Below are 24186 nucleotides of genomic sequence, written 5' to 3' on the forward strand. Positions count from 1 at the left end.
ATTCCGGCGATTAGCACTCGGTCAAGCGGAGTGCCAATTTCTCGCCTCCGGTGTTGTCCGCGCCCGGTGTGTGACGCTTGGGACGTGCGCATTCTCGTGGTCGAAGACGAAGAGGGGCTGGCCGAGTCCCTCCGGCGCGGCCTGTCCGCCGAGGGCCACTGGGTCGAGGTCGCGCACGACGGCCACCGCGGCCTGGAGCTCGCGCTCAGCGGCGGTCCCTACGACGTGGTCCTGCTGGACCTGATGCTGCCCGGGCTCAGCGGGTACGAGATCTGCACGCGGATGCGCGCCCACGGCGACGCGACCCCGGTGCTGATGCTCACCGCCAAGGACGGCGAGTACGACGAGGCCGAGGGCCTGGACTCCGGCGCCGACGACTACCTGACCAAGCCGTTCTCCTTCGTCGTCCTGTGCGCCCGCGTCCGGGCGCTGGCCCGGCGGGCCGGGGCCCCCGGGCGCGCCGCCACCCTCCAGGCCGGCGACCTCTTCCTCGACCCCGAGGCCCGCCGCTGCCGCCGGGGCACCCGGGACATCGAGCTGACCGCCCGCGAGCTGGGCGTGCTGGCCTGCCTGATGGAGAACCCGGGACGGGCCGTGGCCAAGCAGGAGATCCTCGACGAGGTCTGGTGCTCCCCCGGCGGCTCCGCGGGCATCGACCCGAACATCGTCGAGGTGTACGTCTCCTCGCTGCGCAAGAAGATCGACGCCCCCTTCGGGCGCCGCTCCATCCGCACCGTCCACGGCACCGGCTACCGGATGGCCCCCGACGGTGGTTAGGCCATCTCGTCGCGGGCCCGGCACGGTCCGCAGGAGACGGCCCAGCAGCGTCCGGGCCCGCGCGGCGCTGGCCGCCGCGCTCGCGATGGCGGCCGTGCTGGCCGTGGGCGGGATCTGGCTCTACTACCTGCTGCGCGCCAACCTGCTGGACAACACCAACGGCCGCACCGAACTGGCCGCCCGCAAGGTGGCGGCCCAGCTCGACACCCGGACCCTGCCCGCGGGGCGGCTGCCGGCCCCCGAGAGCGGGGTGGACCTGGTGCTCGTCCTGGACTCCGCCGGCACGGTGGCCGCCGCCAGCGGGGATCCGGGGCGGCTGCCCGCCGAGCTGGCGGGGCTGCGGCCGGCCGCCGGGGCGGATTCGCGCGCGGTCGTCCTGCCGCCGCCCGCCCCCGGGAGCGGCGAGCGGCGCGCGGTGGTCGTGGTCCGCTCCCCCGGGCCGCCCGGGGCCGTCGGCGCCGTTGACGCACCGCACTACGTCTACGCGATGACCGTCCTCGGGGACGTGGACGGCGCCACCCGTTCCGTCGCCTACGGGATGCTGGGCGGCGCGCCCCCGCTGATCGCCTTCGCCGCCGCGCTCGCCTGGTGGGTCGCGGGGCTGGCGCTGCGTCCGGTCACCGCGATCGGCGACGCCCTGGCCTCGGTCACCGCGAGCGAGCTGGACCGGCGGGTGCCCGACCCCGGCGGGGCGGACGAGATCGCGCGCCTCGCCCGGACCGTGAACGACACCCTGGACCGGCTGGAGCGCTCGGACGCCCGCCAGCGCCAGTTCACCGCCGATGCCTCGCACGAGCTGCGCAATCCGCTGGCCGCCGTGCGGTCCCGGCTGGAGGTGGCGTTGGAGGAGCCCGACCGGGAGTCGGTCGCGGCCGCCCTGGCCGACACCGAGCGGCTCCAGCGGATCGCGGCCGACCTGCTGCTGCTGGCCCGGCTCGACGGGCGGCCCGCGCCGCGCACCGAGCCGGTGGACCTGGCGCTGCTGGCCGCGGAGGACGCGGCCCGGCGGCGCGCGCCGCGGGTGCGGCTGCGGGTGGTGGCGGGGGCGCCCGTACCGGCGGTCGGGGATCCGGCGCGGCTGGAGCGGGCGCTGGCCAACCTGGTGGACAACGCGCTGCGGCACGCTCGTACCGAGGTGGTCGTACGGGCGTACGCGCGCGGTGGCTGGAACGTGCTGGAGGTCACCGACGACGGTCCGGGGATCCCGGCGGCGGACCGGGACCGGGTCTTCGAGCGGTTCGTCCGGCTGGACCCGGACCGGGGCCGGGCCAGTGGCGGCACCGGGCTGGGCCTGGCCATCGCCCGGGAGATCGCCCGCTCGCACGGCGGCGAGGTGAGCGCGGCGGCCCCGGCGGACGGGGGCGGGGCGCGCCTGGTGCTGCGGCTGCCGGCCGGGTCCTGAAGGGGTCTTCAGAACCCTCAGGTTTCCTTCAGCGACCGGCCCCCAGCATCGGATGGCATGAGTGCGCATCGCAGGAAGACGGGTCAGGGCACCCGGGGGGCACGGGGGCCGCACCGGCGGATCGGGCGCGCGCTGCTGGTCACCGGCTGCGCGCTGGCCGTGCTGGCGGGGGCCACGGGCTGGTACCTCTACGACGACCTGGCGGGCAGCATCGGCAGCTCCAAGGCGTTGGAGGGGGCGGAGAAGTCGCAGGCCGGGGACCTGAACATCCTGTTGATGGGGCTGGACAGCCGTCGGGACCAGAACGGCGAGCCGCTGCCCGACTCGGTCCTCGACAAGCTGCACGCCGGCAGTTCCGACATCGGCGGCTACAACACGAACACCCTGATCCTCCTGCACGTGCCGGCCGACGGCGGCAGGGCGAAGGCCTTCTCCATCCCGCGCGACGACTTCGTGACGATGCACGGGGTGCCCGGGGACACGGGCAAGCAGAAGATCAAGGAGGCCTACGGGCGGGCGAAGGCGAAGCGCGAGGAGCAGTTGTCCGGCCAGGGGGTCAAGGACGGCCGGCAGCTGGAGCGGGAGGGGCGCGAGGCGGGGCGCAAGGCCTCGCTCGACACGGTGCGGGCGTTCCTGGGCGTGCCGATCGACCACTTCGCCGAGCTGAACCTGGCCGGTTTCTACCACGTGGCGGACGCCCTGGGCGGCGTACCGGTGTGCCTGAACAAGGCGGTCAAGGACAAGAACTCCGGCGCGGACTTCCCGGCCGGGCGACAGACCCTGAACGGGCAGCAGTCCCTGGCCTTCGTGCGCCAGCGGATGGGTCTGGACGGCGGCGACCTGGACCGGACGCGGCGCCAGCAGGCGTTCTTGGCCGGGGCGACGAAGAAGCTGAACGACGCGGGGACCTTTACGGATCCGGTGAAACTGCTCAAGCTGATCAACACGGCCAAGCAGGACGTGGTGACCGATGAGGGCTGGGACCTGATGTCCTTCGTCAAGCAGGCGAAGAACCTGTCCGGCGGCAATGTGGAATTCACGACACTGCCCATCGAGAGGTTCGGAAGCAACCATGGGACCGACATCAACGTCGTAGACGATATGAAGATAAAGCGCCTCATCACCGAGCAGATAGGGCCCAGGGCGACCGCGAGCCCGAGTGCACCGGGTGGCGCTGCCTCGTCACCGGGTGCCGGGACCGCGGGTTCGACCCCACCGGTCGCGCCCCCGCCGACCACGGACGAGAGGAAGCCCGCCATCGACGGCGGCGGCATCCCGTGCGTGGACTGAACCCGAGTACGACGTCGGGCGCCCGCCGTCGTACGGAAGCCCTGCTGCTGGTCCTGGTCGTCGCCATCACCGTCTTCGGGCACGTGAGCGCGAGCCTGGCGATGAACGACCAGCTGCCCTCCAACCTCACCGGCTTCGCGGTCAGCATGACGCTGCTCTCGCTGGTGGGGCACCTCGGCGTGCGCCGGTTCGCCGCCTACGCCGATCCGCTGATCCTGCCGCTGGCGATGCTGCTCACCGGGCTGGGGCTGGTGCTGCTGCACCGGCTGGACCAGGCGTACATCGAGCGGTACAAAGCGTCGGCGGTCGCGCCCGGGCAGCTGATCTGGTCGGTGGTCGGCGTCGCGGCCTGTCTGGGCGTGGTCGCGCTCTTGCGCGACCACCGGCTGCTCCAGCGGTTCATCTACATCACGATGGTCGTCTCGCTGGTGCTGCTGATCGCGCCCGCGTTCTTCGGCGCGGACACGTACGGCGCGAAGCGGTGGATCATCCTCTTCGGGATGTCGCTCCAGCCGGGCGAGTTCGTGAAGATCATGATCGCGGTGTTCTTCGCGGGCTATCTGGTCCTGCACCGCGACACCCTGGCCCTGGCCGGGCGCAAGTTCCTGGGCATGCGGCTGCCGCCGATGCGCCAGCTCGGCCCGATCATCACGGTGTGGATCGTCTCCCTGCTGGTGCTCGTCTTCGAGCGCGACCTCGGCACCTCGCTGATCTTCTTCGGCGTCTTCGTGGTGATGCTCTACGTCGCCACCGAGCGCACCAGCTGGATCATCTGCGGCGGCCTCATGGCCGCCCTCGGCGCCTTCGTCGTGGGGACGACCCAGCCGCACGTGAAGGGCCGCGTGGCCGCCTGGCTGGACCCGCTGTCGTACTACCACAACCCCCGGCCGGCGGGCATCGTCTCCGACCAGTCGGCGCAGGCGCTGTTCAGCTTCGGCACCGGCGGGGTCTCCGGCACCGGGCTCGGCATGGGCCACCCCGAGCTGCTCGGCTTCGCGGGGCGCAGCGACTTCATCCTGACCACGGTCGGCGAGGAGCTGGGCCTGGCCGGGGTGATGGCGGTGCTGATCATCTACGGGCTGCTGGCCCAGCGGGGGCTGCGGATGGCGCTCGGCGCCCGCGACCCCTTCGGCAAGCTGCTGGCGGTCGGTCTCGCCTCCGCGCTGGCGCTCCAGGTGTTCGTGGTCGCGGGCGGGGTGACCGGGCTGATCCCGCTCACCGGAAAGGCGCTGCCGTTCCTGGCGAGCGGCGGTTCGTCGCTGCTGGCCAACTGGATCATGATCGGGTTGCTGATCAGGATCAGCGACAGCGCGGAACGTCAGCGGGAGGCGGACTCCCAGCCGATGTCGGAGCCCCCGGCCACGCTGGCGGCGTAGGGCCCGTCGTGGTTCAGCCGCGGTCGAAGACGTGCACCCGGCCCACCTGGACGAAGCCCCGGCGCGCGTACCAGTGCCGGGGCCAGTCGGCCTCGTCTGCGGTGAGGAAGCGCGTGCCGCAGCCGGCGTCGGCGGCCACGTTCAGGGCCGCGGTGAGGACGGCGTCGCCGTAGCCGCGGCCCAGCTGCGCCCCGTCGGTCATCAGGTCCTCGATCTGTGCGGTGCCCGCGGCCGGGGCGAGGTAGAGGTCGCACCAGGCGGCGACCTCCCCCTCGGCGCCGCGGGCGCCCAGGAAGCGCACGTCGGCGGCGCCGCGCAGCCGGGCCCGGCGCCGGGCCACGAGCTGGTCCAGCTCCGCCGCGTCGGCCTTCGGGAGGAACCCGCGCCAGCGACGGGCGAGCGGCTCGCGGAAGGCGGCCAGGTCCACCTCCCCGGCGGCGGGCACCCCGGCGGCGGCGGCCGGCACGGGTCCGGTGTGCCGCAGGACGACCAGGGTCACGTGGGCGTAGCCGGCCCGGACCATGGCCGGGGCCGCGGCGGCTCCGACCGCCTCGTCCAGGACGCTGACCAGCCGGAAGGGCAGGTGCCCGAGCGCCTCGTCGGCGAGGGCGGGTAGCGCCTCGGGATCCAGGGCGGCGGGGTCGTCGATGACGAGCTGGTTGTCGGCCCGGGAGTGGTGGAAGGTGTCGTCGAGCGCCGCGAAACCGCCCGCCAGGTCGACCGTACGCTCCGCCTGCCTGCGGGCGAAGCCGGACAGGAAGGCGGTGATCTGCTGCGTTTCGGGTACGGGTCCGCTCATGAACGCACCCTAACCAGCGCCCGACCCCGCCCGCCCGGCCTTTTCGGCCCCGGCCCGCAGGTCGTGCCGCGGGCGGATCAGAGGTAGTCCTCCAGGCGCCCGATCTTGTAGCCCTGCTCCTGTATGCGCTGGAGCATCCGGGTCGTCATCTCGATCTCCGTCGCACCCTTGAGCTCGGCCGGGCCGCGGAAGTGGGCGAGGACGATGTCACCGGGCTTCAGGGCGTCGCCCTCGGCGTACTGGAAGTTGTTGATCTGCATCGAGGCCTGCCACAGGACCACGTACGAGATCCCGCACTCCGAGGCGGCGCGCAGGGTGTCGTCGTTGTAGTTGCCGTACGGCGGGCGGAAGAGGGGCGGTTTGGCGCCGAAGCGCTTCTCCAGGCGTTCCTGCTGACCGCATATCTCCTTCTTCTGCGCCGCGAAGGACAGCGTGCGCAGGTTCGGGTGGGTCAGCGTGTGGTTGTTTATCGTGCTGTGCGAGCCGTTGTCGCGGAGCGACTGGAAGTGCCCGTAGTCCGACGAGGCGATGTTGTCCGTCAGGAACATGCTGATCGGCAGTTTGAGGTCGGCCGCCATCTTCAGGAACTCGGGGTTCTTCTCCGCGCCGTCGTCGAAGGTCAGGAAGACGGTCTTCTCCCCGGCGGGCACGGGTATCCGGTTCACCACGGGTATCTTGCCCGGCCCGGCCTTCGGGAGCTGCGGCTTCTGCGCGGGCTTCGCCGCGAATTCCAGTGGCTTGGCGAGGCCCCACCGCTTGTGGGCGTCGTTCGCGGAGGCGCTCGCGGAGGGCGCGGGGGACGGCTTGGCGCTGCCGCCTCCCGGGCCCGTGCCGTCCGTCGCGGTTCCCTGCGACGCCTGCGCCGTCTTGCGGCCGAGCCGCTCGATGGGGTCCACGCTGTTCCCGCACCCCGAAAGGGACAGCGCGAGCGCGCCGGCCGCCAGCGTTCCGGCCGTCAACCGGCGCGCGATGCTCACAAGTAATCCTCCAAGCGGGCCACGGCGTATCCCTTCGCCGTGACGGTCTTCATCACCTGGCGGATCATGTCAGGCATCGTGCCCTTCCAGTCCTCCCGCCCCCGGAAGTGCGTGAGGATGATGTCGCCGGGGTGCAGGTCCTTGTCCTCTTCCCGGTAGTCCATTCTGTCCGTGAACGCCTCGGCGTTCCAGATCGGAACGGACTTCACTCCGCACGACTTCGCCGCGCGCAGCGTGTCCTGGTTGTAGTTGCCGTACGGCGGGCGGAAGAGGGTCGGCCGCTTGCCGAACTCCTTCTGGATGGTGTCCTGCATGCCGCAGATCTCCTGGCGCTGCTTCTCGTAGGAGAGGGCGGGCAGGTAGCGGTGGTTGAGCGTGTGGTTGTTGATGGAGACGCCCTCGGACTGCATCTGCTTGAAGTACGCGTAGTTGTCGCGCACCAGGTAGTCGCTGAGGAACGCCGTGTACGGGAGCTTCAGCTCCTGCATCATCTTCAGGAACTCGGGGTCCTTCTCGGCCCCGTCGTCGATCGTCAGGAAGACGACCTTGTCCTCGGTGGGCACGGTCGTGAAGACCGGCGGGAGCTCGTCGCCGTCCTCCACCTCGAAGCCCTTGCGGAAGGTGATCTCCGGCTTGGTCTTCGGCGCCGCGGGCGCGGCGAGCGGCGCCTGGGCCAGCCCCCACTTCTTGGCGGCGAGGGCCCGTGCCTGCTGGAGCTGCTGGGCGCTGACCGCGGGGCCGCCCTGGGCGCCGCTGCGGCCGGTCTCCGCCTTCTTGTCCTTCACCGCGGGGGCGGACCCGGTCGAGCCGCAGGCCGTCCCGAGGGCGGCGACCAGCAGCGCGGCCAGCGCCACCCCGTACCGGCCGCGCGTGCCCGCGACTCGGTGACCCATACGCGCCTTATTTCCGTTTTTTCCTACTAGCTGCATAGCTGCGCATCCTGGCACCCGGCCCCCGCCCTCCCGCGGCGACACCGCGACCGGCGGCGGACGATCCATCGAGTGGCCCAAACTGTCCGACAATGAAGCGGTGAACCCCGAAGACTTCGCCGCCCTGCTCGCCCCCGAGGGCCGCGCCCTGCTCGACTCGCTGCGCGACTACGACCCGGCCCAGGAGCTGGCCGTGGCCACCCGGCTGCGCCGCGAACACCCCGCCGAGCTGGTCTCCGCCGCCCTCGGGCAGGCCCGGCTGCGCCAGCGCGCGGTGGTGAAGTTCGGGGCCGAGGACGCGTACCGGATGTACTTCACGCCCGGCGGCGGCGAGATGGCCACCCGGGCGGCCGTGGCGACGTACCGCGCCGAGCGGATCGCCGCGCTCGGCGTACGGTCGGTCGCCGACCTGTGCTGCGGCATCGGCGGGGACGCGCTGGCGCTGGCCCGCGCCGGGATCCGGGTGCTCGCCGTGGACCGGGACCCGCTGACCGTCGCCGTCGCCCGCGCGAACGCCGAGGCGCTGGGGCTGGCCGACCTGATCGAGGTCGTGGAGGCCGATGTCACCGAGGTCGACACCGCCGGCTACGACGCCGTCTTCCTCGACCCGGCGCGGCGCGGCGGGCGCGGGCGGATCTTCGACCCCGAGGGGTACTCGCCGCCGCTGTCCTGGGCCGTAGAGACCGCCCGCGCGGCGAAGTACGCGGCCATCAAGATCGCCCCCGGGATCCCGCACGAGGCCGTCCCGGCCGAGGCCGAGGCCGAGTGGATCTCCGACGGAGGGGACGTGAAGGAGGCCGTGCTCTGGTTCGGGACCTCGCCCGGCACGATCCGCGCGACCCTGCTCCCCGGGCCGCGCACGCTGCGCACCGAGGACCCGCTGCCCGACCCGGAGGCCGGACCGGTGGGCCGCTACCTCTACGAACCGGACGGCGCGGTCATCCGCGCCCACCTCGTCGCCGAGGTCGCCGAGCAGCTCGACGGGCGGCTGATCGACCCGACCATCGCCTACATCACCGCCGACGAGCTGCGCGCGACGCCGTACGCCACCGCCTACGAGATCACCGACGTGCTGCCCTTCGGCCTCAAGAAGCTCAAGGCCCTGCTGCGCGAGCGCGGAGTGGGCATCCTGACCGTCAAGAAGCGAGGCTCCGCGATCGAACCGGAAGAGCTGCGCCGCAAGGTCAAACCGCAGGGGCCGAACTCCGCGACGGTCATCCTGACCCGAGTGGCGGGCGCTCCTTCGATGCTGATCGGCGCTCCTGCGCCGGTACCGACGCCCCGGGGGTGACGGCGGCGCCCTCGACCGGGCCCGCCCCGGGCGGCGCGGCCGGCGGGCGCCGGAGCGGGTGGAAGGCCCGCAGGGCCCACCGGTAGTGCGCGGCCGCCTTGCCCGCGCCCAACAGCCCGGTGATCCACAGGATCATCCCGAGGCCCATCAGGGAGGCCACCTCGCCGTAGGTCTCCGAGCCGGGTCGGGCGGCGCTCGCGCTCCCGAAGGTCACCCACAGCCCGAGCGCGCACAGGACCAGCGAGGACAGCAGCCACGCCAGGCTCCGCCCGGGCATCCGCAGCCGGGCGTCGTTGACCGGATCGCGGTCCGACTCGGCCCACGCGGAGAGCAGTTGGCGCACCCGGCGGTCCCGCTTGACGCCCCACACGAACCAGAAGCCGGCCGGTACGAGGACCCCCGCGCCCAGGACCAGGAAGACGACGCCGACGAACTGCTCGGTCAGGCCGCCCTCTTCGAAGGCCATCAGCGCCATGCCGACGAAGGACCAGCCGAGGGCGAAGACGGCGCTGACCGCCCAGAGCAGCAGCAGCCGCCCCGTGCCCAGGCTCAGCCGCTCCAACTCCCCCAGGTAGCGGGCCCGGTCGGCCCGGACGGCGTGGGCGTCCAGCCATGCGCGCAGGTGCGCGGGCGGCGGTGGTGGCGGCAGGTCACTGCGGGGCATGCGCATGACGATAGCGGCACTCCGGAACGGTCCGGGCCCGGGCCGGGTGCGGGCCGTGTCCGGGTCCGGCCCGGTCCGGCCGCCGATCAGCCGCCGGTCCGCTCCACGGACTCGAAGCGCCACCGGTGCACCGGCCGGGCGATCAGGTCGGCGGCCGGTTCGGGCAGCTCGGGCAGCGCCTCCGCGCCGCCGCCCGCACCGTCACCCACCTCCCACCAGGTGATGACCAGGACCCGGTCCTGCGCCGCCCGGAACACCTCGCGGCGCACCGGTTCACGGGCGAGCACCTGCGAACGGGCCCATTCCAGCAGCTCGTTGCCCCGGCCGTCGGCGGCCCGGGCCTCCCACATCACGGCCACGGTGGTGCTCATGAGTACAGGTTGTCCTTGCTCAGCTCGTGCACGTGATCGTGGTCGTGCGCGTGGCCGTGCCCGTGCGCGTGCCCGTGCCCGTCCCCGTCGCCGTGCTCGTGCGACGTACCGGGCACGTGCGGTTCGGTCACCGGCAGCGAGGAGTCCGCCGAGAGGTCCCAGTCCGAGGCCGGCCGGTTCCGCTTGACCATCTCCGCGCCCAGCGCCGCCACCATCGCGCCGTTGTCCGTGCACAGCTTCGGCCGCGGCACCCGCAGCACGATCCCGGCGTCGTCGCAGCGCTCCTGCGCCAGCGAGCGCAGCCGCGAGTTGGCGGCCACGCCGCCGCCGATCATCAGGTGGTCGACGCCCTCGTCCTTGCAGGCGCGGATCGCCTTGCGCGTCAGCACGTCCACCACGGCCTCCTGGAAGGACGCGGCCACATCGCGCACCGGCACCTCCTCGCCGGCCTTGCGCTTCGCCTCGATCCAGCGCGCCACGGCGGTCTTGAGCCCGGAGAAGGAGAAGTCGTACGCGGCGTCGCGCGGCCCGGTCAGCCCGCGCGGGAAGTTGATCGCCTTCGGGTCGCCCTCGCGCGCGAGCCGGTCGATGACCGGACCGCCCGGGAAGCCCAGCTGGAGCACCCGCGCGATCTTGTCGAAGGCCTCGCCCGCCGCGTCGTCGATGGTCGCGCCCAGCGGCCGTACGTCGCTGGTGATGTCCGGGGCCAGCAGCAGCGAGGAGTGCCCGCCGGAGACCAGCAGGGCCATCGTGGGCTCCGGCAGCGGGCCGTGCTCCAGCTGGTCCACGCAAATGTGGGAGGCCAGGTGGTTCACGCCGTAGAGCGGCTTGCCGAGCGCGTAGGCGTAGGCCTTCGCCGCCGATACGCCGACCAGCAGCGCCCCGGCCAGACCGGGGCCCGCGGTCACGGCGATGCCGTCGAGGTCGCGGGCGCTGACCCCGGCCTCCTTCAGGGCGCGCTCGATGGTCGGGACCATCGCTTCCAGGTGCGCGCGCGAGGCCACCTCGGGCACGACCCCGCCGAAGCGCGCGTGCTCGTCCACGCTGGAGGCGATCGCGTCGGCGAGGAGCGTGGTGCCGCGCACCACGCCGACACCGGTTTCGTCGCAGGACGTCTCGATGCCGAGGACGAGCGGTTCGTCAGCCATGGGATTCACCTTGAACTGGTCCGTCCACGGGGACGGAACGTGCGGGATCGGAGAGTCGCATCACGAGCGCGTCGATGTTGCCGGGCTGGTAGTAGCCGCGCCGGAAGCCGATCGGCTCGAAGCCGAAGCGCTCGTAGAGCCGCTGGGCGCGGGTGTTGTCCACCCGCACCTCCAGCAGCACTTCGGCGCATTCGAAGGCGGTGGCGGCGCCGAGCAGATCGGTGAGCAGCCGGGCGCCGAGCCCGGTCCCCCACTGATCGCGGGCCGCCGCGATGGTCTGTACGTCGCCCAGGTCGCCGACGGCGGCGAGCCCGGCGTAGCCGACCAGGCGGCCGCCGTCCGCCTCCTCGGCGACCACGTAGCGGCGGGTGGCCAGCGGCCCGCGGGCGTGCGCCAACTCGGACCAGAACATCCCCGCGGACCAGGCGTCCTCGGGGAAGAGCTCCTGCTCCAGCTCCAGCACGGACCCGATGTCCCACCAGCGCATCTCGCGCAGCAGGACGGCCGGGGCGGGCGGCGCGGTCGGGGCCGTCACTGGGGTGTGACCACCTTGTAGTTCTTGGGCACCTGGGCGTCGGGGCGGCGCAGGTACAGCGGGGTCGGCGGGAGGAACTCCGCCCCCGCCGCCAGCCGCTCCGCGGCCAGCGCGGCCAGTGCGCCGGCCGACTGGTGCTCGGGGCCGCGCGCGTCCGGGAAGTGGTCGGGGTAGAGCAGCGCGCCCGCGCCCACCACGGGCAGTCCGGCGAGCTGCTCGGCGATGTCGGCCGGGCGGTCCACGGCGGGCTCGGTGACCCGGGTGCGCGGGTCCTCGTAGCGGGCCCAGTACACCTCCTTGCGGCGGGCGTCGGTGGCCACCACGAAGGGGCCCTCGATCCCGGTGTCCCGGGCGGCGTAGGCCAGCCCGTCCAGGGTGCACAGACCGTGCACCGGCACGCCGAGGACGGAGGCGAAGGTGGAGGCGGTGACGAGGCCGACGCGCAGCCCGGTGTACGGGCCGGGGCCCACGCCCACGACGATGCCGGTCACGGCGTCGAGCTTCAGCCCGGCTTCGGCGAGGACCTTGTCCACGGAGGGCAGCAACAGCTCCCCGTGGCGGCGGGCGTCGACCTGGTGGGTCTCGGCGACGACGGACTCACCGTCGTGCAGGGCGACGGTGACGGCGGGCGTGGCGGTATCTACAGCGAGCAAGAGCACGCGAACAGCCTACGACTCCGCGGCCCGGGCCCCTTGCGGCCGGTCGAGCGGCGGCCCGGCTGCTACCGTCAGCGCGGGTGTACCAGCGGGAACCACCGAGCGGTGGATCCCCGCGGGGGCCCTCGGGAAACCGGGGGACCCGAAGGCAGCGGAGAGGTGGAGCAAGGTGGCACGCAGCAGCTCGGGAATCGTGGCCGGGCTCACCGCCGCGGCACTGGCAACGGTCGGTTTCCTCGGCTACCAGGCGTCGGCGAGCGCTCCGGCCCGCCCGGCACCGGCCGCCCAGCAGCCGGCCCCCTCCACCGCGCCGAGCCAGTCCACCGCACCAGAGGCCCCGGGCAAGCCGGGTCCGGTCCCGGCCGATTCGGGCAAGGGCGTGCGCGTCGTCTACTCCGTGTCCCAGAAGCGGGTCTGGCTGGTGGGCGGGGACGGCGTGGAGACGAAGTCCTTCTCGGTGATGCCGAGCACGGTGCACCCCAAGACCGGCAGCTACTCGGTCGACACGCGCCAGGGCGCGGTCACCGGATCCGACGGCGCCGCGGTCGAGCACATCGTGCGGTTCGCGACGACCGACGGGGTCGTGATCGGTTTCAGCGCCCGCAAGGACGGCGCGACGCCGGAGCCGGACGCGACGAAGAAGACCGGCGGCATCCGCATGACGCGGGCCGACGGCGACGCGATGTGGAACTTCGCCACGATCGGCACGCGGGTCAACGTCGTCGCGTGACGGCGCGCGCGGCTCCTGCGGGACGACCGCCGGATTGACCCGAACGGGTGACACACGGACGACTCAGGCCGCTTCGGACTCCGGAGCGGCCTGCGTGCGTACGGGCGCGGGCGCGGGTGCGGACGCGGCCGGCCGCGCGGGCGGGGTCGACACGGCGGCGGCGGCGAGACAGGACGCGAGCAGCGCGCCCATCGAGGGCCCGGGCGCGGCCGCGGACGCCCCGGACGGGCGGGGAACACGCTGTGCTGCCGACATGGCTGCCTCCTGGGCGCTCGACCGACGTCGAAGTTAGGTATACCTAACCAGCTCTCGGTACCATGTCATCACGCCGCCCACCATCAGCGCAACATTTTGCCGACACCTTGTCGGTACCCGTCGGAACGTTGTCGGAACGTCCAGCCGCGCCCCAAAGCGAACGGCCCGGCCCGCACGCCCCGAAAGGGAACGCCCGAACCGGGCCGCGAGGCCCACCGCAGCGGACCTAGCGCTGTGACCGGAAAGGTTCACCGCGTCGCGGCGCCCGGCACGGCACCTCGCGGCGTTGTCGGCCCACTCAAGTACGTCCGGTACGAGCCGTGGCCCTCCGTCTTGCGATGCACCGCACCGGACACCGCGACCCGGCAAACCTTTCCGGCCACAGCACTAGTGCGCCCCCAGCGCCGCGATCCCCGCATCCGCCCAGCGCGCGCCCACCCCGTACACCGACACCTGGCGCACGTCGTCGAGGACCTCCTCGTGGCCGACAGCGCGCGCGATCACCACGTGCAACCGGTCGTCGGAGAGCTCCTCCACCTTGCCGTCGCCCCATTCGACGACGACCACGGACTCGGGCAGCGAGACGTCGAGGTCCAGGTCCTCCATCTCGTCCAGCCCGCCGCCGAGCCGGTACGCGTCCACGTGGACCAGCGCCGGACCGTCGCCCAGCGGCGGGTGCACCCGGGCGATCACGAAGGTCGGCGAGGTCACGGCCCCGCGCACGCCGAGGCCCTCGCCGAGGCCCCGCGTCAGGGTGGTCTTGCCCGCACCGAGCTCACCGGTCAGCAGGACGAGGTCGCCGGGGCGCAGCAGCGCGGCCAGCTCGCGGCCCAGGTCCCGCATGGCTTCGGGGGAATCGATCGTGATCAGAGCACGGCCGGTCGCGGCCTCAGCCGCCCGGTCGTGCGGTGCTTGCAGCGGTGCTTCCATGCCCGCCAACGTTAGTCGCTGCCGGGACCGCACCCGTGCGCGCGAGGAGGTCGGTCAGCAGTGCGGTGACGGTCTCCGGGCGCTCCAGCATCATCAGGTGGCCGGTCTCCTCCAGGACCACCAGCTCCGCGTCCGGCAGCTCGGCGGCGATCGCCACGCTGTGCTCGGGCGGAGTGATCATGTCGCGGTCCCCGGCGATCACGGTGACCGGGAGGTCCGCGAAGTGCTGGAGGGCGGCCGTCTTGTCGTGCAGCATGATCGCCGGGAAGAACTCGGCGACCACGTCGATCGGGGTCGCCTCGATCAGCCGCTCGGCGAAGCGCGCCACGTCCGGGTCCACGTCCGGCGAGCCGAACGAGTACCGCTTGATCATGCCCGCGAAGAGGTCCGCGGTGGCCCGACGCCCCTTCTCCACCAGCTCGACCTGCGAGCACAGCGCGCGCAGCACCCCCGGCAGCACCCGGCGCACCGCGCTGACCCCGACCGAGGGGAGCCCGTACGTCACCTCGCCGAGCCGGCCGCTGGAGGTGCCCACGAGCGCCACGCCGACCACCCGGTCGCGCACCAGCTCGGGGTACTGGGCCGCCAGCGCCATGATCGTCATGCCGCCCATGGAGTGGCCCACGAGGACCAGCGGCCCCTCGGGCGCGGCCGCGTCGATGACGGCCTTGAGGTCGCGGCCGAGCTGGTCGATGGTGACCGGTTCGCCGTCCGCCTGCGCGAGGCCGCGCGCGGAGCGGCCGTGGCTGCGCTGGTCCCAGTACACGGCGCGGACCACTCCGCGCAGCGCGGCGCGCTGGAAGTGCCAGGAGTCCTGGGCGAGGCAGTAGCCGTGGCAGAAGACGACGGTGGCGGCCGGAGCGGGCTTGCGGCGCAGGCGGCGGCGCTTGGCGCCGTCCTCGGGGAGCTCGTCGCTCTCGTAGTGGAGCAGCGTGCCGTCCTCGGCGCGGCACGTGCCCTCGGCGCCGCGCAGGGTGCCGTAGGGGCCCGACGCGTCGAGCGCGAGGCGCGCCTTCGCCCGGATCCCACGGCCGACCGTGAGCCGCTCGACGGCCACTCCGGCCGCCGCACCCGCCGCCACGACGCCGATCGCGGCGCCCGCCCAGCCCGCCTTTCGCCAGTTCTCGCTCACGCCGACCTCACTCAGCCATGAAACCCAGACGTACCGGACAAACAGCCATTCAGCCTGACACAGAAACCACCCATGCGGATCATCGGATCACACATGGAGATGCACCCGGGGCACCCGGGACCCGATCCGCGTGACGATCTCGTAGGCGATCGTCCCCGCGGCCCGCGCCCAGTCCTCCGCGGTCGGCTCGCCCGCGTCGCCCGGGCCGAAGATGACGGCCTCGTCGCCGGAGCGCACGTCCGCGCCGGGCCCGAGGTCCACCACGAACTGGTCCATGGCCACCCGCCCGGCCACCGTCCGCACCGCGCCGCCGACCAGCACCGGGCCGGTGCCCGAGGCGTGCCGCGGGATGCCGTCGGCGTACCCGGCCGGGATCAGGGCGAGCCGCGTGTCGCACAGCGTCGTGTAGTGGTGCCCGTAGCTGACGCCGTGGCCGCCCGGCACGTCCTTGACCAGCGCCACCGAGGCCTTGAGCGTCATCGCGGGGCGCAGCCCGAGCTGGGCGGAGGTGCCCAGCTCCGGAGCGGGCGAGACCCCGTAGACGGCGATCCCGCAGCGCACCAGGTCGAAGTGGCTCTCGGGGAGCGTCAGCGTGGCCGGGGAATTGGCGATGTGCCGGACCTCGGGCTCCAGGCCCTCCTTCTGCGCGTAGCCGACCATCTCGCGGAAGGCGGTCAGCTGGAGCTGGATGGAGGGGTGGCCGGGCTCGTCGGCGCACGCGAAGTGCGACCACAGGCCGGTGACCTCGACGGTGCCCTCGGCCTCGGCGGCGACGGCGGCGCCGACCAGTTCGGCCCAGTCGGCGGGCTGGCAGCCGTTGCGGCCGAGGCCGGTGTCGGCCTTGAGCTGGATCCTGGCCGTACGCCCGGTGGCGCGGGCGGCCGCCCGTACCTCTTCCAGGGCCCACAGCCCGCTCACGGCGACGTCCACGTCGCGCTCGACGGCCTCCTGCCACGGGCCGCCCGGGGTCCACAGCCAGCACATGACCCGGCCCTCGATGCCCGCGTCGCGCAGGGCGAAGGCCTCCTGCGGGGTCGCCGTACCGAGCCAGGTCGCGCCCGCCTCCTGGGCAGCCCTGGCACAGGCCACGGCCCCGTGACCATAGGCGTCCGACTTGACGACGGCCATCAGCTCGGCCCGGGGTGCCCGTTCGCGCAATGCGCGCACGTTCCCCCGTACGGCGTCAAGATCGATCTCGGCGTGTACGCGCGGCGGTGTCTCGTTCATCGCCGCAAGTGTCTCAGAACCCCACCAGCGCCCCGCTCAAGCACCCAAGCCCCCCACACCTTGACCAGGTCTCCCACCCCCGCGGCCCGGTCCACGGTCGGAACGGCGACCCGTAGGCGCGTCCCCGCCCGGCGCGGCCCACGGTCGGAACGGGGACCCGTAGGCGCGTCCCCGCAGGACGAGCGGTCCCCACCGGCCGGGCTCCCGACCCCGCGGCGCGGGCCGTGGTCGGGACGGGGACCCGTAGGGGCGTCCCCGCAGGACGAGCGGTCCCCACTGGCCGCCCCATCCGACTCCCCGCGGCCGCGAGCCGAGGAGACGCCCCTACGGGTCCCCGGCACGACCGCGGCCCGCGCCCACCCCAGCCCGTCCGGCGCTTGAGGACCCACCGCAGGCCCCACGGACCCGCACCGACCGCCGGAGGCAACCGGCGTCAGGACGGACCGGAACCCTCCGGGAGCGAAACATCCCGCCAAGCCCCCGGCACCGCCTCCGCCACCCCGTGCGCCAACACCGGCCCCCCCGCCGCCGCCCGCCGCCCCGCCAGCCCGTGCAGGTACGCCGCCACCGCCCCCGCGTCCACCGCCCCCAGCCCCGCCGCCAACAACGCCCCCGCCACCCCCGACAACACGTCACCACTGCCCGCGGTGGCCAACCAGGGCGTCCCCGTGGCGTTCACCCGCACCGGCCCCGCCCCAGGCCCCGCACCCGCGACCAACGTCGTCGACCCCTTCAGCAGCACAGCGACCCCGTACCGCTCCGCCAACTCCCGCACGGAAGCCAACCGCGCCCCCTCCACCTCCGCACGCCCCACCCCCAGCAGCGCCGCCGCCTCCCCCGCGTGCGGGGTCAGCAGCACCGGCCGCGGGTGCGCCCGCAGCGCCGCGGGATCCAGCCCCCGCAGCCCGTCCGCGTCCACCAGCACCGCCACCCCGTCCGCCGCCGCACCCGCCAGCAGCTCCGCGACCTCGCCCTCGCGCCCCGACCCCAACCCCGGCCCCACCACCCAGGACTGCACCCGGCCGCGCCCGACCAGCGTCTCGGGGTACCGCGCCAGCACCATCTCCGCCGCGCGCGCGGGCCCGACGTACCGCACGGCCCCCGCCCCGCCCCGCAGCGCGCCCGCGACGGACAGCACCGCCGCGCCCGGATACTGCTCCGACCCGGCGACGACGCCCACGACCCCGCGCCGGTACTTGTCGCTCTCCGCCGTGGGTACGGGCAGCAGCGCGCCCACGTCGGCGTGCTGGAGGGCCTGCGCCACGGCGGTGTCCGGCAGCGTCAGCCCGATCTCCACCAACCGCACCACCCCGGCCCGCTCGGCCCCGGGGTCGATCAGCAGCCCCGGCTTGTACGCCCCGAACGTCACGGTGACGTCGGCCCGTACGGCCGCCCCCGCGACCTCTCCGGTGTCCGCGTCCACCCCGCTCGGCAGGTCCACCGCGACCACCCGCGCACCCCGGGGCACCTGCGCCACCAGCGCGGCCGCCGCCGGACGCAGCCCCCCGCGCCCGCCGATGCCCAGCAGCCCGTCCACGACCAGGTCCACCCGCTCCGGCACGCGCTCGGCCCGCCGGCCCCCGGCGGCCCGCAGCGCGGCCAGTCCGCCCGCGTGCGCCCGCTCGGGGTCCAGGAGCACGGCCGTCACCCCCGCGCCCCTGCGCGCCAGGCGCGCGCCCGCGTAGAGCGCGTCACCACCGTTGTCCCCGGTCCCCACGAGCAGCGCCACGCGCGCCCCGTACACCCGCCCGAGCAGTCCGGCGCAGACGGCGGCCAGTCCCGCGGCCGCCCGCTGCATCAGGGCCCCTTCGGGCAGCCGCGCCATCAGCTGGTGCTCGGCGGCCCGTACGGTCTCCACGCTGTAAGCAGTACGCATGGCACCAGCGTGCCCGATCCCCCGTCACCCGGACGGCGAACGACCGCCCTCACCCCACGGCGATCACCCCACGGCGGTCACCCCTCGGCGATCACGACGGCCGAGGCCACCCCCGCGTCGTGGCTGAGCGAGACGTGCAAGGAGCGCACGCCGAGCGCCTGCGCCCGCGCCGCCACCGTCCCGGACACCCGCAGCCGCGGCTGCCCGGTCGGCTCGACGTACACCTCGGCATCGGTCCAGAGCATCCCGGCGGGCGCGCCGAGCGCCTTGGCCAGGGCCTCCTTCGCGGCGAACCGGGCGGCGAGCGAGGCGGGTCCGCGCCGCTCGCCGCTGGGCAGGTTCAACTCCGTCTCGACGAAGAGCCGTTGCGCCAGCCTGGGCGTACGCTCCAGCGACGCCGCGAACCTGTCGATCGCGGCCACGTCGATCCCCACACCGATGATCACTTCTACGAACTCGCTTCGCTCACTCCACCGTCACGGACTTGGCGAGGTTACGCGGCTGGTCCACCTCGTTGCCCCGCGCCGTCGCCAGCTCGCACGCGAACACCTGCAACGGCACCGTCGCCACCAGCGGCTGGAGCAGCGTCGGCGTGGCCGGGATCCGGATCAGGTGGTCGGCGTACGGGACCACCGCGTCGTCGCCCTCCTCCGCGATCACGATCGTGCGCGCCCCGCGGGCCCGGATCTCCTGGATGTTCGACACGATCTTGTCGTGGAGCACCGAACGGCCCTTCGGCGACGGCACCACGACCACCACCGGCACGTCCTTCTCGATCAGCGCGATCGGCCCGTGCTTGAGCTCCCCCGCCGCGAAGCCCTCGGCGTGCATGTACGCCAGCTCCTTGAGCTTGAGCGCGCCCTCCAGCGCCACCGGGTAGCCGACGTGCCGCCCGAGGAAGAGCACCGTGTTCTTGTCCGCGAGCGAGCGGGCCAGCTCCCGGACCGGCTCCATGGTCTCCAGTACGGCGTCCACCGCGCCCGCGATGTCGGACAGTTCGCGGATCACCGCCCGGATCTCGTCGCCCCACTTCGTGCCGCGCACCTGGCCGAGGTACAGCGCGACCAGGTAGCAGGCGACCAGCTGGGTCAAGAACGCCTTCGTCGAGGCGACGGCCACCTCGGGACCCGCGTGCGTGTACAGGACGGCGTCGGACTCGCGGGGGATCGTCGAGCCGTTCGTGTTGCAGACGGCCAGCACCTTCGCGCCCTGCTCCCGGGCGTGGCGCAGCGCCATCAGCGTGTCCATCGTCTCGCCGGACTGCGAGATGGCGATGACGAGGGTGCGCTGGTCGAGGATCGGGTCCCGGTAGCGGAACTCGCTCGCCAGCTCCGTCTCGCACGGGATCCGCGTCCAGTGCTCGATGGCCAGCTTCGCGATCATGCCCGCGTGGTACGCCGTACCGCAGGCGACGATGACGACCTTGTCGACCTCGCGCAGGACGGAGGCGGGGATGCGGACCTCGTCCAGGGTGAGCGAGCCGCTCGCGTCGATCCGGCCGAGGAGGGTGTCGGCGACGGCCTTCGGCTGCTCGGCGATCTCCTTGAGCATGAAGTAGTCGTAGCCGCCCTTCTCCGCGGCCGAGGCGTCCCAGTCGACGTGATAGGCGCGCACGGAGGCGGCCGAGCCGTCGAAGTTGGTCACCGAGACCCCGTCGCGGCGCAGCTCGACGACCTGGTCCTGCCCCAGCTCGATCGCGGACCGGGTGTGGGCGATGAACGCGGCCACGTCCGAGGCGAGGAAGTTCTCGCCCTCTCCCACGCCCACCACCAGCGGGGAGTTCCGGCGCGCGCCGACCACCACGTCCGGGGCGTCCGCGTGCACCGCGACCAGGGTGAACGCGCCCTCCAGCAGCCGGCACACGCGGCGCATGGCCTCGGCCAGGTCGCCGCCCGCCTCGGCGAACCGCTCGGCCAGCAGGTGGGCGACGACCTCGGTGTCCGTCTCGGACTCCAGCCGGTGCCCACGGTCCGTCAGTTCGGCCCGCAGCGCGGCGAAGTTCTCGATGATGCCGTTGTGCACGACGGCCACGCGCCCGGCGTTGTCCAGGTGCGGGTGGGCGTTGAGGTCGGTGGGCCCGCCGTGGGTCGCCCACCGGGTGTGCCCGAGTCCCGTGGAACCGGCCGGCATCGGGTGCCCGACCAGTTCCTTCTCCAGATTGACCAGCTTGCCGGCCTTCTTGACGGAGGTCAGGCCCCCGTCGGCGAGCACGGCGACACCCGCCGAGTCGTACCCCCGGTACTCCAACCGCTTGAGTCCGGCGATGACCACATCGAGCGCAGATTGCGCTCCCACGTAACCCACGATTCCGCACATAGGCGGCACCCTACGCCGCGGCCGGTGCGCATTCCGGTACCCGAACCGGACGAAAAACCCGCCCCGGCGAAAGCGCCGGGGCGGGATTGACGTCGTACGGACGACGGCCGACGGGCGGCCGGGATTTCGAGCCGAGGTCAGCCGAGCTTCTTGACCTGCGTGTCGACGACGACCTTCGCCGCCTCGGCGTTCCCGCCGAAGGAGATCGTGTAGAGCGCCGCGAGGGTGTTGTCCTTGCGGACCACGACGAGCTGGGTGGGGGTCTTGTCGCCGTCCAGCTCCCGCTCGACGGTGAAGGACACGGCTTCGTCACCGGCGGTCACCGCGGGGCCCGGGGCGATCTTGGTGACCTTGCCCGTGTCGGCCTCCTTGGCTCCGGGGAAGCCCGCGGCGCACGCCGTGCCCGCCGCCTTCACCGCGGCGAAGGCCTCCTGGGCGCCGTTGCCCTCGTAGGAGTTGAGGGCGTCCATCGTGGCCGTCACCTTGAGGGCGTCCGTGATGGCCTTGAGCTTCTCCTCGGCGGAGGCGTCCGCAGCCGGGGCCTTCGGCTTGCCAGTGACCTTGGTCGCAACGTTGGCCGCGACCTTGCCCGGCCCGCTGCCCGCCATCACCAGGGCCAGCGGCTGGCACTCGGTCTTGGTGGTCGTGTAGGCCGCGGTGGCCTCCTGGAGCTCGGTCGCCGTGGCCTCCTTGACGACGTGCTCCGCGAGGTCCGCCTGGGTGACCAGGAGCCCCTTCAGCTCGGCGGCCGTCTTCGCCTTGGCGGCCGGGTCGGCGGCCGGCGCGGACGGTGCGGCCGAGGTGCCGCCGTCCTTCGACTCGTCCTTCGCCGCCTTGTCCGATCCGCAGGCGGTGACGAGCAGCGCCAGCGACACGGCCGAAGCGGTCAGCACGGAACGACGGACGAGGGTGGAACGCACGATGAATCTCCCCTATGACTCAATGGCTCGCCGCGGCAGGACGCAGCAGAGCGCTGCGCAGAGCACAGCCCGAGTAATGTACGAGTAAATTCGCACTGGCGTACTGCAATATCCGGTCGCGGCCGAAAATCGTGATCACCGCGAGACCCGTCCGGACCTGCCGGACCTGACCGACTCCGGCGCGCTTCTCGACGGGCTTCTCGACCCACACCGCCACCGCCCCGCCGCCCGGGCCCCTGGAGCCGCGGTCGATTTCGGCGGCAACCGGCCAGGATCAGTGCCCACGTGACCGACCACACCACCCACAACCGTCCCGGACCCCCGACAATGGCGTTGTGATCACTTCGCCGCCACGAAGCACCACGGACCCCGCAGCGGACCTCCCCGCGGCCCCCGGCGCGGACCCCACCGCCGCCACCGCCGCCACCAGCACCGCTCCGGAGCCGGCCGGCTGCCCGGCCCCCGGCACCGCGACCGAGCGCACCGAGCGCACCGACCGGCCGGACCGGCACGAGCGGCCCGCGCACCGCCGGGCGGACGCCTCGCCGTACGTCGACCTCACCCGGGCCGAGTGGAGCGCCCTGCGCGAGCGCACCCCGCTGCCGCTCACCGCGGACGAGCTGGAACGGCTGCGCGGCCTCGGGGACGTGATCGACCTGGACGAGGTCCGCGACGTCTACCTGCCGCTCTCGCGGCTGCTCAACCTGTACGTCGGCGCCACCAGCAACCTGCGCGGCACCCTGAACACCTTCCTCGGCGACGCGGGCAACGGCCACGGCGCCCAGCGGGGCACGCCCTTCGTCATAGGGGTCGCCGGTTCCGTGGCCGTCGGCAAGTCCACCGTGGCCCGTCTGCTCCAGGCGCTGCTCGCCCGCTGGCCCGAGCACCCGCGCGTCGAGCTGGTCACCACGGACGGCTTCCTCTATCCGATGAAGGAGCTCCAGCGCCGCGGCCTGACCGCCCGCAAGGGTTTCCCCGAGTCCTACGACCGCCGCGCGCTCACCCGCTTCGTCGCCGACATCAAGGCCGGCAAGGACGAGGTCACGGCCCCGGTCTACTCGCACCTCATCTACGACATCGTCCCGGGCGAGCAGCTCGTCGTGCGCCGCCCCGACATCCTGATCGTCGAGGGCCTGAACGTCCTGCAGCCCGCGCTGCCCGGCAAGGACGGCCGCACCCGGGTGGCCCTCGCCGACTACTTCGACTTCAGCGTGTACGTGGACGCGCGCCCCGAGGACATCGAGCGCTGGTACCTGGGCCGCTTCCGCAAGCTGCGCGAGACCGCCTTCCAGAATCCTTTCTCCTACTTCCGCAAGTACACCCAGGTCTCCGAGGAGGAGGCGCTGGACTACGCGCGGACCATGTGGCGGACGATCAACCGGCCCAACCTGCTGGAGAACGTCGCCCCCACCCGCGGCCGCGCCACCCTCGTCGTCCGCAAGGGCCCCGACCACAAGGTGCAGAAGCTGAGCCTGCGCAAGCTCTGAAAGCCCCGCAGGCCCCGCACGCCCCGGATGCCCCGCACGCCCCGGATGCCCTGACAGCACCGGCAGCCCCGGCAGCCCCGGGGCCGGCCCCCCGCCCGCTAACCTGCCGGGATGCTGCACGTACGCATGATCACCCCGGCCCGCCTCACCGACGAGGTGGTCGCGCTCGTCCGGCGGACGGTCGGCACCACCCACCTGGCCGTGCTCGCGGGCGCCGCCCTCGATCCGGCCGGCGACCTGGTGCTGTGCGACGTGGCCCGGGAGTCCGCCGACGAGTTGCTGGTGGAGCTGCGCGCGCTCGGCCTCGACGACGTCGGCTCGATCACGGTCGAGGGGATCGACCTGACGCTCTCGCGCAGCGCCGACCGGGCCGAGCGGGAGGCCCCGGGCGAGGGCGCCGACGCGGTGATCTGGGAGCAGTTGACCGAGGCGACCCACGAGGAGTCCACCCTCTCGATCACCTACCTGGCCTTCCTCGCCCTCGCGACGATGATCGCGGCCTGCGGGGTGGTCCTGGACAACGCGATCCTGATCGTGGGCGCGATGGCGGTGGGCCCGGAGTTCGGCCCGCTCGCCGGGGTGTGCACGGGCCTGGTCCAGCGGGCGCCCCGACTGGCCGCCCGCTGCCTGATCGCCCTGCTCGTGGGCTTCGCCGTCGCGATGGCGGCCACGACCCTCTTCAGCCTGGCGATGGACGCGCTGGGCCAGTTCGACCGCGCCATGCTCGACGATCCGCGCCCGAACACCAGCTTCATCTGGCAGCCGGACCCGTTCTCCTTCGTCGTCGCGGTGCTCGCGGGCGTGGCGGGCGTCCTGTCCCTGACCTCGGCCAAGTCGGGCGCGCTGGTCGGGGTCGCGATCTCGGTGACCACCGTCCCGGCGGCGGCGAACGCCGCGGTGGCCCTGGGCTACGGCGAGTTCGCCCAGATGTGGGGCTCCGCCGAGCAGCTGCTGCTGAACCTCGCCGGGATCATGGTCGCGGGCACGCTGACCCTCACCGCCCAGAAACTGCTGTGGCGCACCCAGCAGGGCCGGATGCTCCGGCCGCCGGGTGCGCCACAGAAAAGTGCGCGACGGAATTCCTAGGACGACCTGGCC

Annotated in this window: 24 protein-coding genes; 8 read left to right on the forward strand and 16 right to left on the reverse strand. The window is 73.3% G+C overall.

The window, feature by feature from the left end; translation table 11 throughout:
• The first annotated feature begins 84 nt into the window (after nucleotides 1–84).
• Genes ACIQWR_RS23000 through ACIQWR_RS23015 form a run of 4 tightly spaced genes read left to right on the forward strand, consistent with a single transcriptional unit; the run spans nucleotide 85 to nucleotide 4845 of the window.
• A complete protein-coding gene (locus tag ACIQWR_RS23000; RefSeq protein ID WP_404012503.1) occupies nucleotides 85–777 on the forward strand; it encodes a response regulator transcription factor in 693 nt (230 codons plus the stop codon).
• Complete coding sequence (locus tag ACIQWR_RS23005) at nucleotides 770–2179, forward strand: ATP-binding protein (protein WP_404012506.1); 1410 nt, start codon at nucleotides 770–772, stop codon at nucleotides 2177–2179. Before ACIQWR_RS23000 ends, ACIQWR_RS23005 begins: the two co-directional genes overlap by 8 nt.
• 57 nt (nucleotides 2180–2236) lie before the next feature.
• Nucleotides 2237–3469: an LCP family protein gene (locus ACIQWR_RS23010; RefSeq protein WP_404012509.1), complete on the forward strand. Its 1233-nt coding sequence runs from the start codon at nucleotides 2237–2239 to the stop codon at nucleotides 3467–3469.
• The gene (locus tag ACIQWR_RS23015; RefSeq protein ID WP_404012511.1) at nucleotides 3457–4845 is read left to right on the forward strand and encodes an FtsW/RodA/SpoVE family cell cycle protein; all 1389 of its coding nucleotides are present in this window, start codon (nucleotides 3457–3459) and stop codon (nucleotides 4843–4845) included. The genes ACIQWR_RS23010 and ACIQWR_RS23015 overlap by 13 nt, the downstream gene beginning before the upstream one ends.
• A gap of 13 nt (nucleotides 4846–4858) precedes the next feature.
• On the opposite strand, the gene ACIQWR_RS23020 is transcribed toward ACIQWR_RS23015, so the two are convergent.
• The 3 genes from ACIQWR_RS23020 to ACIQWR_RS23030 form a co-directional block, all read right to left on the reverse strand.
• The gene (locus ACIQWR_RS23020; RefSeq protein WP_404012514.1) at nucleotides 4859–5644 is read right to left on the reverse strand and encodes a GNAT family N-acetyltransferase; all 786 of its coding nucleotides are present in this window, start codon (nucleotides 5642–5644) and stop codon (nucleotides 4859–4861) included.
• Nucleotides 5645–5721: 77 nt separating this feature from the next.
• Nucleotides 5722–6621 carry a polysaccharide deacetylase family protein gene (locus ACIQWR_RS23025; protein WP_404012516.1) on the reverse strand — a complete coding sequence of 300 codons (900 nt, stop codon included), beginning with the start codon at nucleotides 6619–6621 and terminating at the stop codon, nucleotides 5722–5724.
• Nucleotides 6618–7514 (reverse strand): polysaccharide deacetylase family protein, encoded by an 897-nt coding sequence (locus ACIQWR_RS23030; protein ID WP_404012519.1) that lies wholly within the window; start codon nucleotides 7512–7514, stop codon nucleotides 6618–6620. Before ACIQWR_RS23030 ends, ACIQWR_RS23025 begins: the two co-directional genes overlap by 4 nt.
• A gap of 136 nt (nucleotides 7515–7650) precedes the next feature.
• On the opposite strand from ACIQWR_RS23030, the gene ACIQWR_RS23035 reads away from it, so the two are divergent.
• Entirely contained in the window at nucleotides 7651–8841 is a 1191-nt protein-coding gene (locus tag ACIQWR_RS23035) for a methyltransferase domain-containing protein (RefSeq protein ID WP_404012522.1), read from the forward strand.
• Here ACIQWR_RS23035 and ACIQWR_RS23040 read toward each other — a convergent pair.
• From ACIQWR_RS23040 to tsaB, 5 genes are all read right to left on the reverse strand, one after another.
• Nucleotides 8765–9505 (reverse strand): hypothetical protein, encoded by a 741-nt coding sequence (locus tag ACIQWR_RS23040; RefSeq protein ID WP_404012525.1) that lies wholly within the window; start codon nucleotides 9503–9505, stop codon nucleotides 8765–8767. The genes ACIQWR_RS23035 and ACIQWR_RS23040 overlap by 77 nt on opposite strands.
• Nucleotides 9506–9591: 86 nt before the next feature.
• A complete protein-coding gene (locus tag ACIQWR_RS23045) occupies nucleotides 9592–9876 on the reverse strand; it encodes a hypothetical protein (RefSeq protein ID WP_404012527.1) in 285 nt (94 codons plus the stop codon).
• Entirely contained in the window at nucleotides 9873–11024 is a 1152-nt protein-coding gene (tsaD, locus tag ACIQWR_RS23050) for a tRNA (adenosine(37)-N6)-threonylcarbamoyltransferase complex transferase subunit TsaD (protein ID WP_404012529.1), read from the reverse strand. Before tsaD ends, ACIQWR_RS23045 begins: the two co-directional genes overlap by 4 nt.
• Nucleotides 11017–11511, reverse strand: a complete 495-nt coding sequence (gene rimI, locus ACIQWR_RS23055; RefSeq protein WP_404012633.1) for a ribosomal protein S18-alanine N-acetyltransferase — start codon at nucleotides 11509–11511, stop codon at nucleotides 11017–11019. Before rimI ends, tsaD begins: the two co-directional genes overlap by 8 nt.
• A gap of 44 nt (nucleotides 11512–11555) precedes the next feature.
• Entirely contained in the window at nucleotides 11556–12218 is a 663-nt protein-coding gene (gene tsaB, locus ACIQWR_RS23060) for a tRNA (adenosine(37)-N6)-threonylcarbamoyltransferase complex dimerization subunit type 1 TsaB (protein ID WP_404012532.1), read from the reverse strand.
• A gap of 166 nt (nucleotides 12219–12384) precedes the next feature.
• Here tsaB and ACIQWR_RS23065 point away from each other — a divergent pair, with 166 nt between their 5' ends.
• Nucleotides 12385–12945 (forward strand): hypothetical protein, encoded by a 561-nt coding sequence (locus ACIQWR_RS23065; protein ID WP_404012535.1) that lies wholly within the window; start codon nucleotides 12385–12387, stop codon nucleotides 12943–12945.
• Nucleotides 12946–13008: 63 nt separating this feature from the next.
• Here ACIQWR_RS23065 and ACIQWR_RS23070 read toward each other — a convergent pair whose 3' ends face one another.
• The 8 genes from ACIQWR_RS23070 to ACIQWR_RS23105 all read right to left on the reverse strand — a co-directional run bounded on the left by ACIQWR_RS23070 (nucleotide 13009) and on the right by ACIQWR_RS23105 (nucleotide 21601).
• Entirely contained in the window at nucleotides 13009–13200 is a 192-nt protein-coding gene (locus tag ACIQWR_RS23070) for a hypothetical protein (RefSeq protein WP_404012537.1), read from the reverse strand.
• A gap of 387 nt (nucleotides 13201–13587) precedes the next feature.
• Nucleotides 13588–14130, reverse strand: a complete 543-nt coding sequence (gene tsaE, locus ACIQWR_RS23075; protein WP_404012539.1) for a tRNA (adenosine(37)-N6)-threonylcarbamoyltransferase complex ATPase subunit type 1 TsaE — start codon at nucleotides 14128–14130, stop codon at nucleotides 13588–13590.
• Complete coding sequence (locus tag ACIQWR_RS23080; protein ID WP_404012541.1) at nucleotides 14090–15262, reverse strand: alpha/beta fold hydrolase; 1173 nt, start codon at nucleotides 15260–15262, stop codon at nucleotides 14090–14092. Before ACIQWR_RS23080 ends, tsaE begins: the two co-directional genes overlap by 41 nt.
• Before the next feature lie 87 nt (nucleotides 15263–15349).
• Nucleotides 15350–16489 carry an alanine racemase gene (gene alr / locus ACIQWR_RS23085; protein WP_404012543.1) on the reverse strand — a complete coding sequence of 380 codons (1140 nt, stop codon included), beginning with the start codon at nucleotides 16487–16489 and terminating at the stop codon, nucleotides 15350–15352.
• A gap of 433 nt (nucleotides 16490–16922) precedes the next feature.
• Nucleotides 16923–18365 carry an NAD(P)H-hydrate epimerase gene (locus tag ACIQWR_RS23090; RefSeq protein ID WP_404012546.1) on the reverse strand — a complete coding sequence of 481 codons (1443 nt, stop codon included), beginning with the start codon at nucleotides 18363–18365 and terminating at the stop codon, nucleotides 16923–16925.
• Between the two features lie 77 nt (nucleotides 18366–18442).
• Nucleotides 18443–18811, reverse strand: a complete 369-nt coding sequence (locus tag ACIQWR_RS23095) for a holo-ACP synthase (protein ID WP_404012549.1) — start codon at nucleotides 18809–18811, stop codon at nucleotides 18443–18445.
• Between the two features lie 19 nt (nucleotides 18812–18830).
• Nucleotides 18831–20681, reverse strand: a complete 1851-nt coding sequence (gene glmS / locus ACIQWR_RS23100; RefSeq protein ID WP_404012552.1) for a glutamine--fructose-6-phosphate transaminase (isomerizing) — start codon at nucleotides 20679–20681, stop codon at nucleotides 18831–18833.
• 137 nt (nucleotides 20682–20818) lie between these two features.
• The gene (locus ACIQWR_RS23105; protein ID WP_404012554.1) at nucleotides 20819–21601 is read right to left on the reverse strand and encodes a hypothetical protein; all 783 of its coding nucleotides are present in this window, start codon (nucleotides 21599–21601) and stop codon (nucleotides 20819–20821) included.
• A gap of 335 nt (nucleotides 21602–21936) precedes the next feature.
• On the opposite strand from ACIQWR_RS23105, the gene coaA reads away from it, so the two are divergent.
• Together coaA and ACIQWR_RS23115 are read left to right on the forward strand one after the other, a co-directional pair.
• The gene (coaA, locus tag ACIQWR_RS23110) at nucleotides 21937–23088 is read left to right on the forward strand and encodes a type I pantothenate kinase (protein WP_404012556.1); all 1152 of its coding nucleotides are present in this window, start codon (nucleotides 21937–21939) and stop codon (nucleotides 23086–23088) included.
• A 111-nt stretch (nucleotides 23089–23199) separates the two neighbouring features.
• On the forward strand, nucleotides 23200–24174 hold the full coding sequence (locus ACIQWR_RS23115; protein WP_404012558.1) for a DUF389 domain-containing protein: 975 nt from the start codon (nucleotides 23200–23202) through the stop codon (nucleotides 24172–24174).
• The last annotated feature ends 12 nt before the right edge of the window (nucleotides 24175–24186 follow it).

It is taken from the genome of Streptomyces sp. NPDC098789 (assembly GCF_044759975.1).
Classification (GTDB): domain Bacteria; phylum Actinomycetota; class Actinomycetes; order Streptomycetales; family Streptomycetaceae; genus Streptomyces.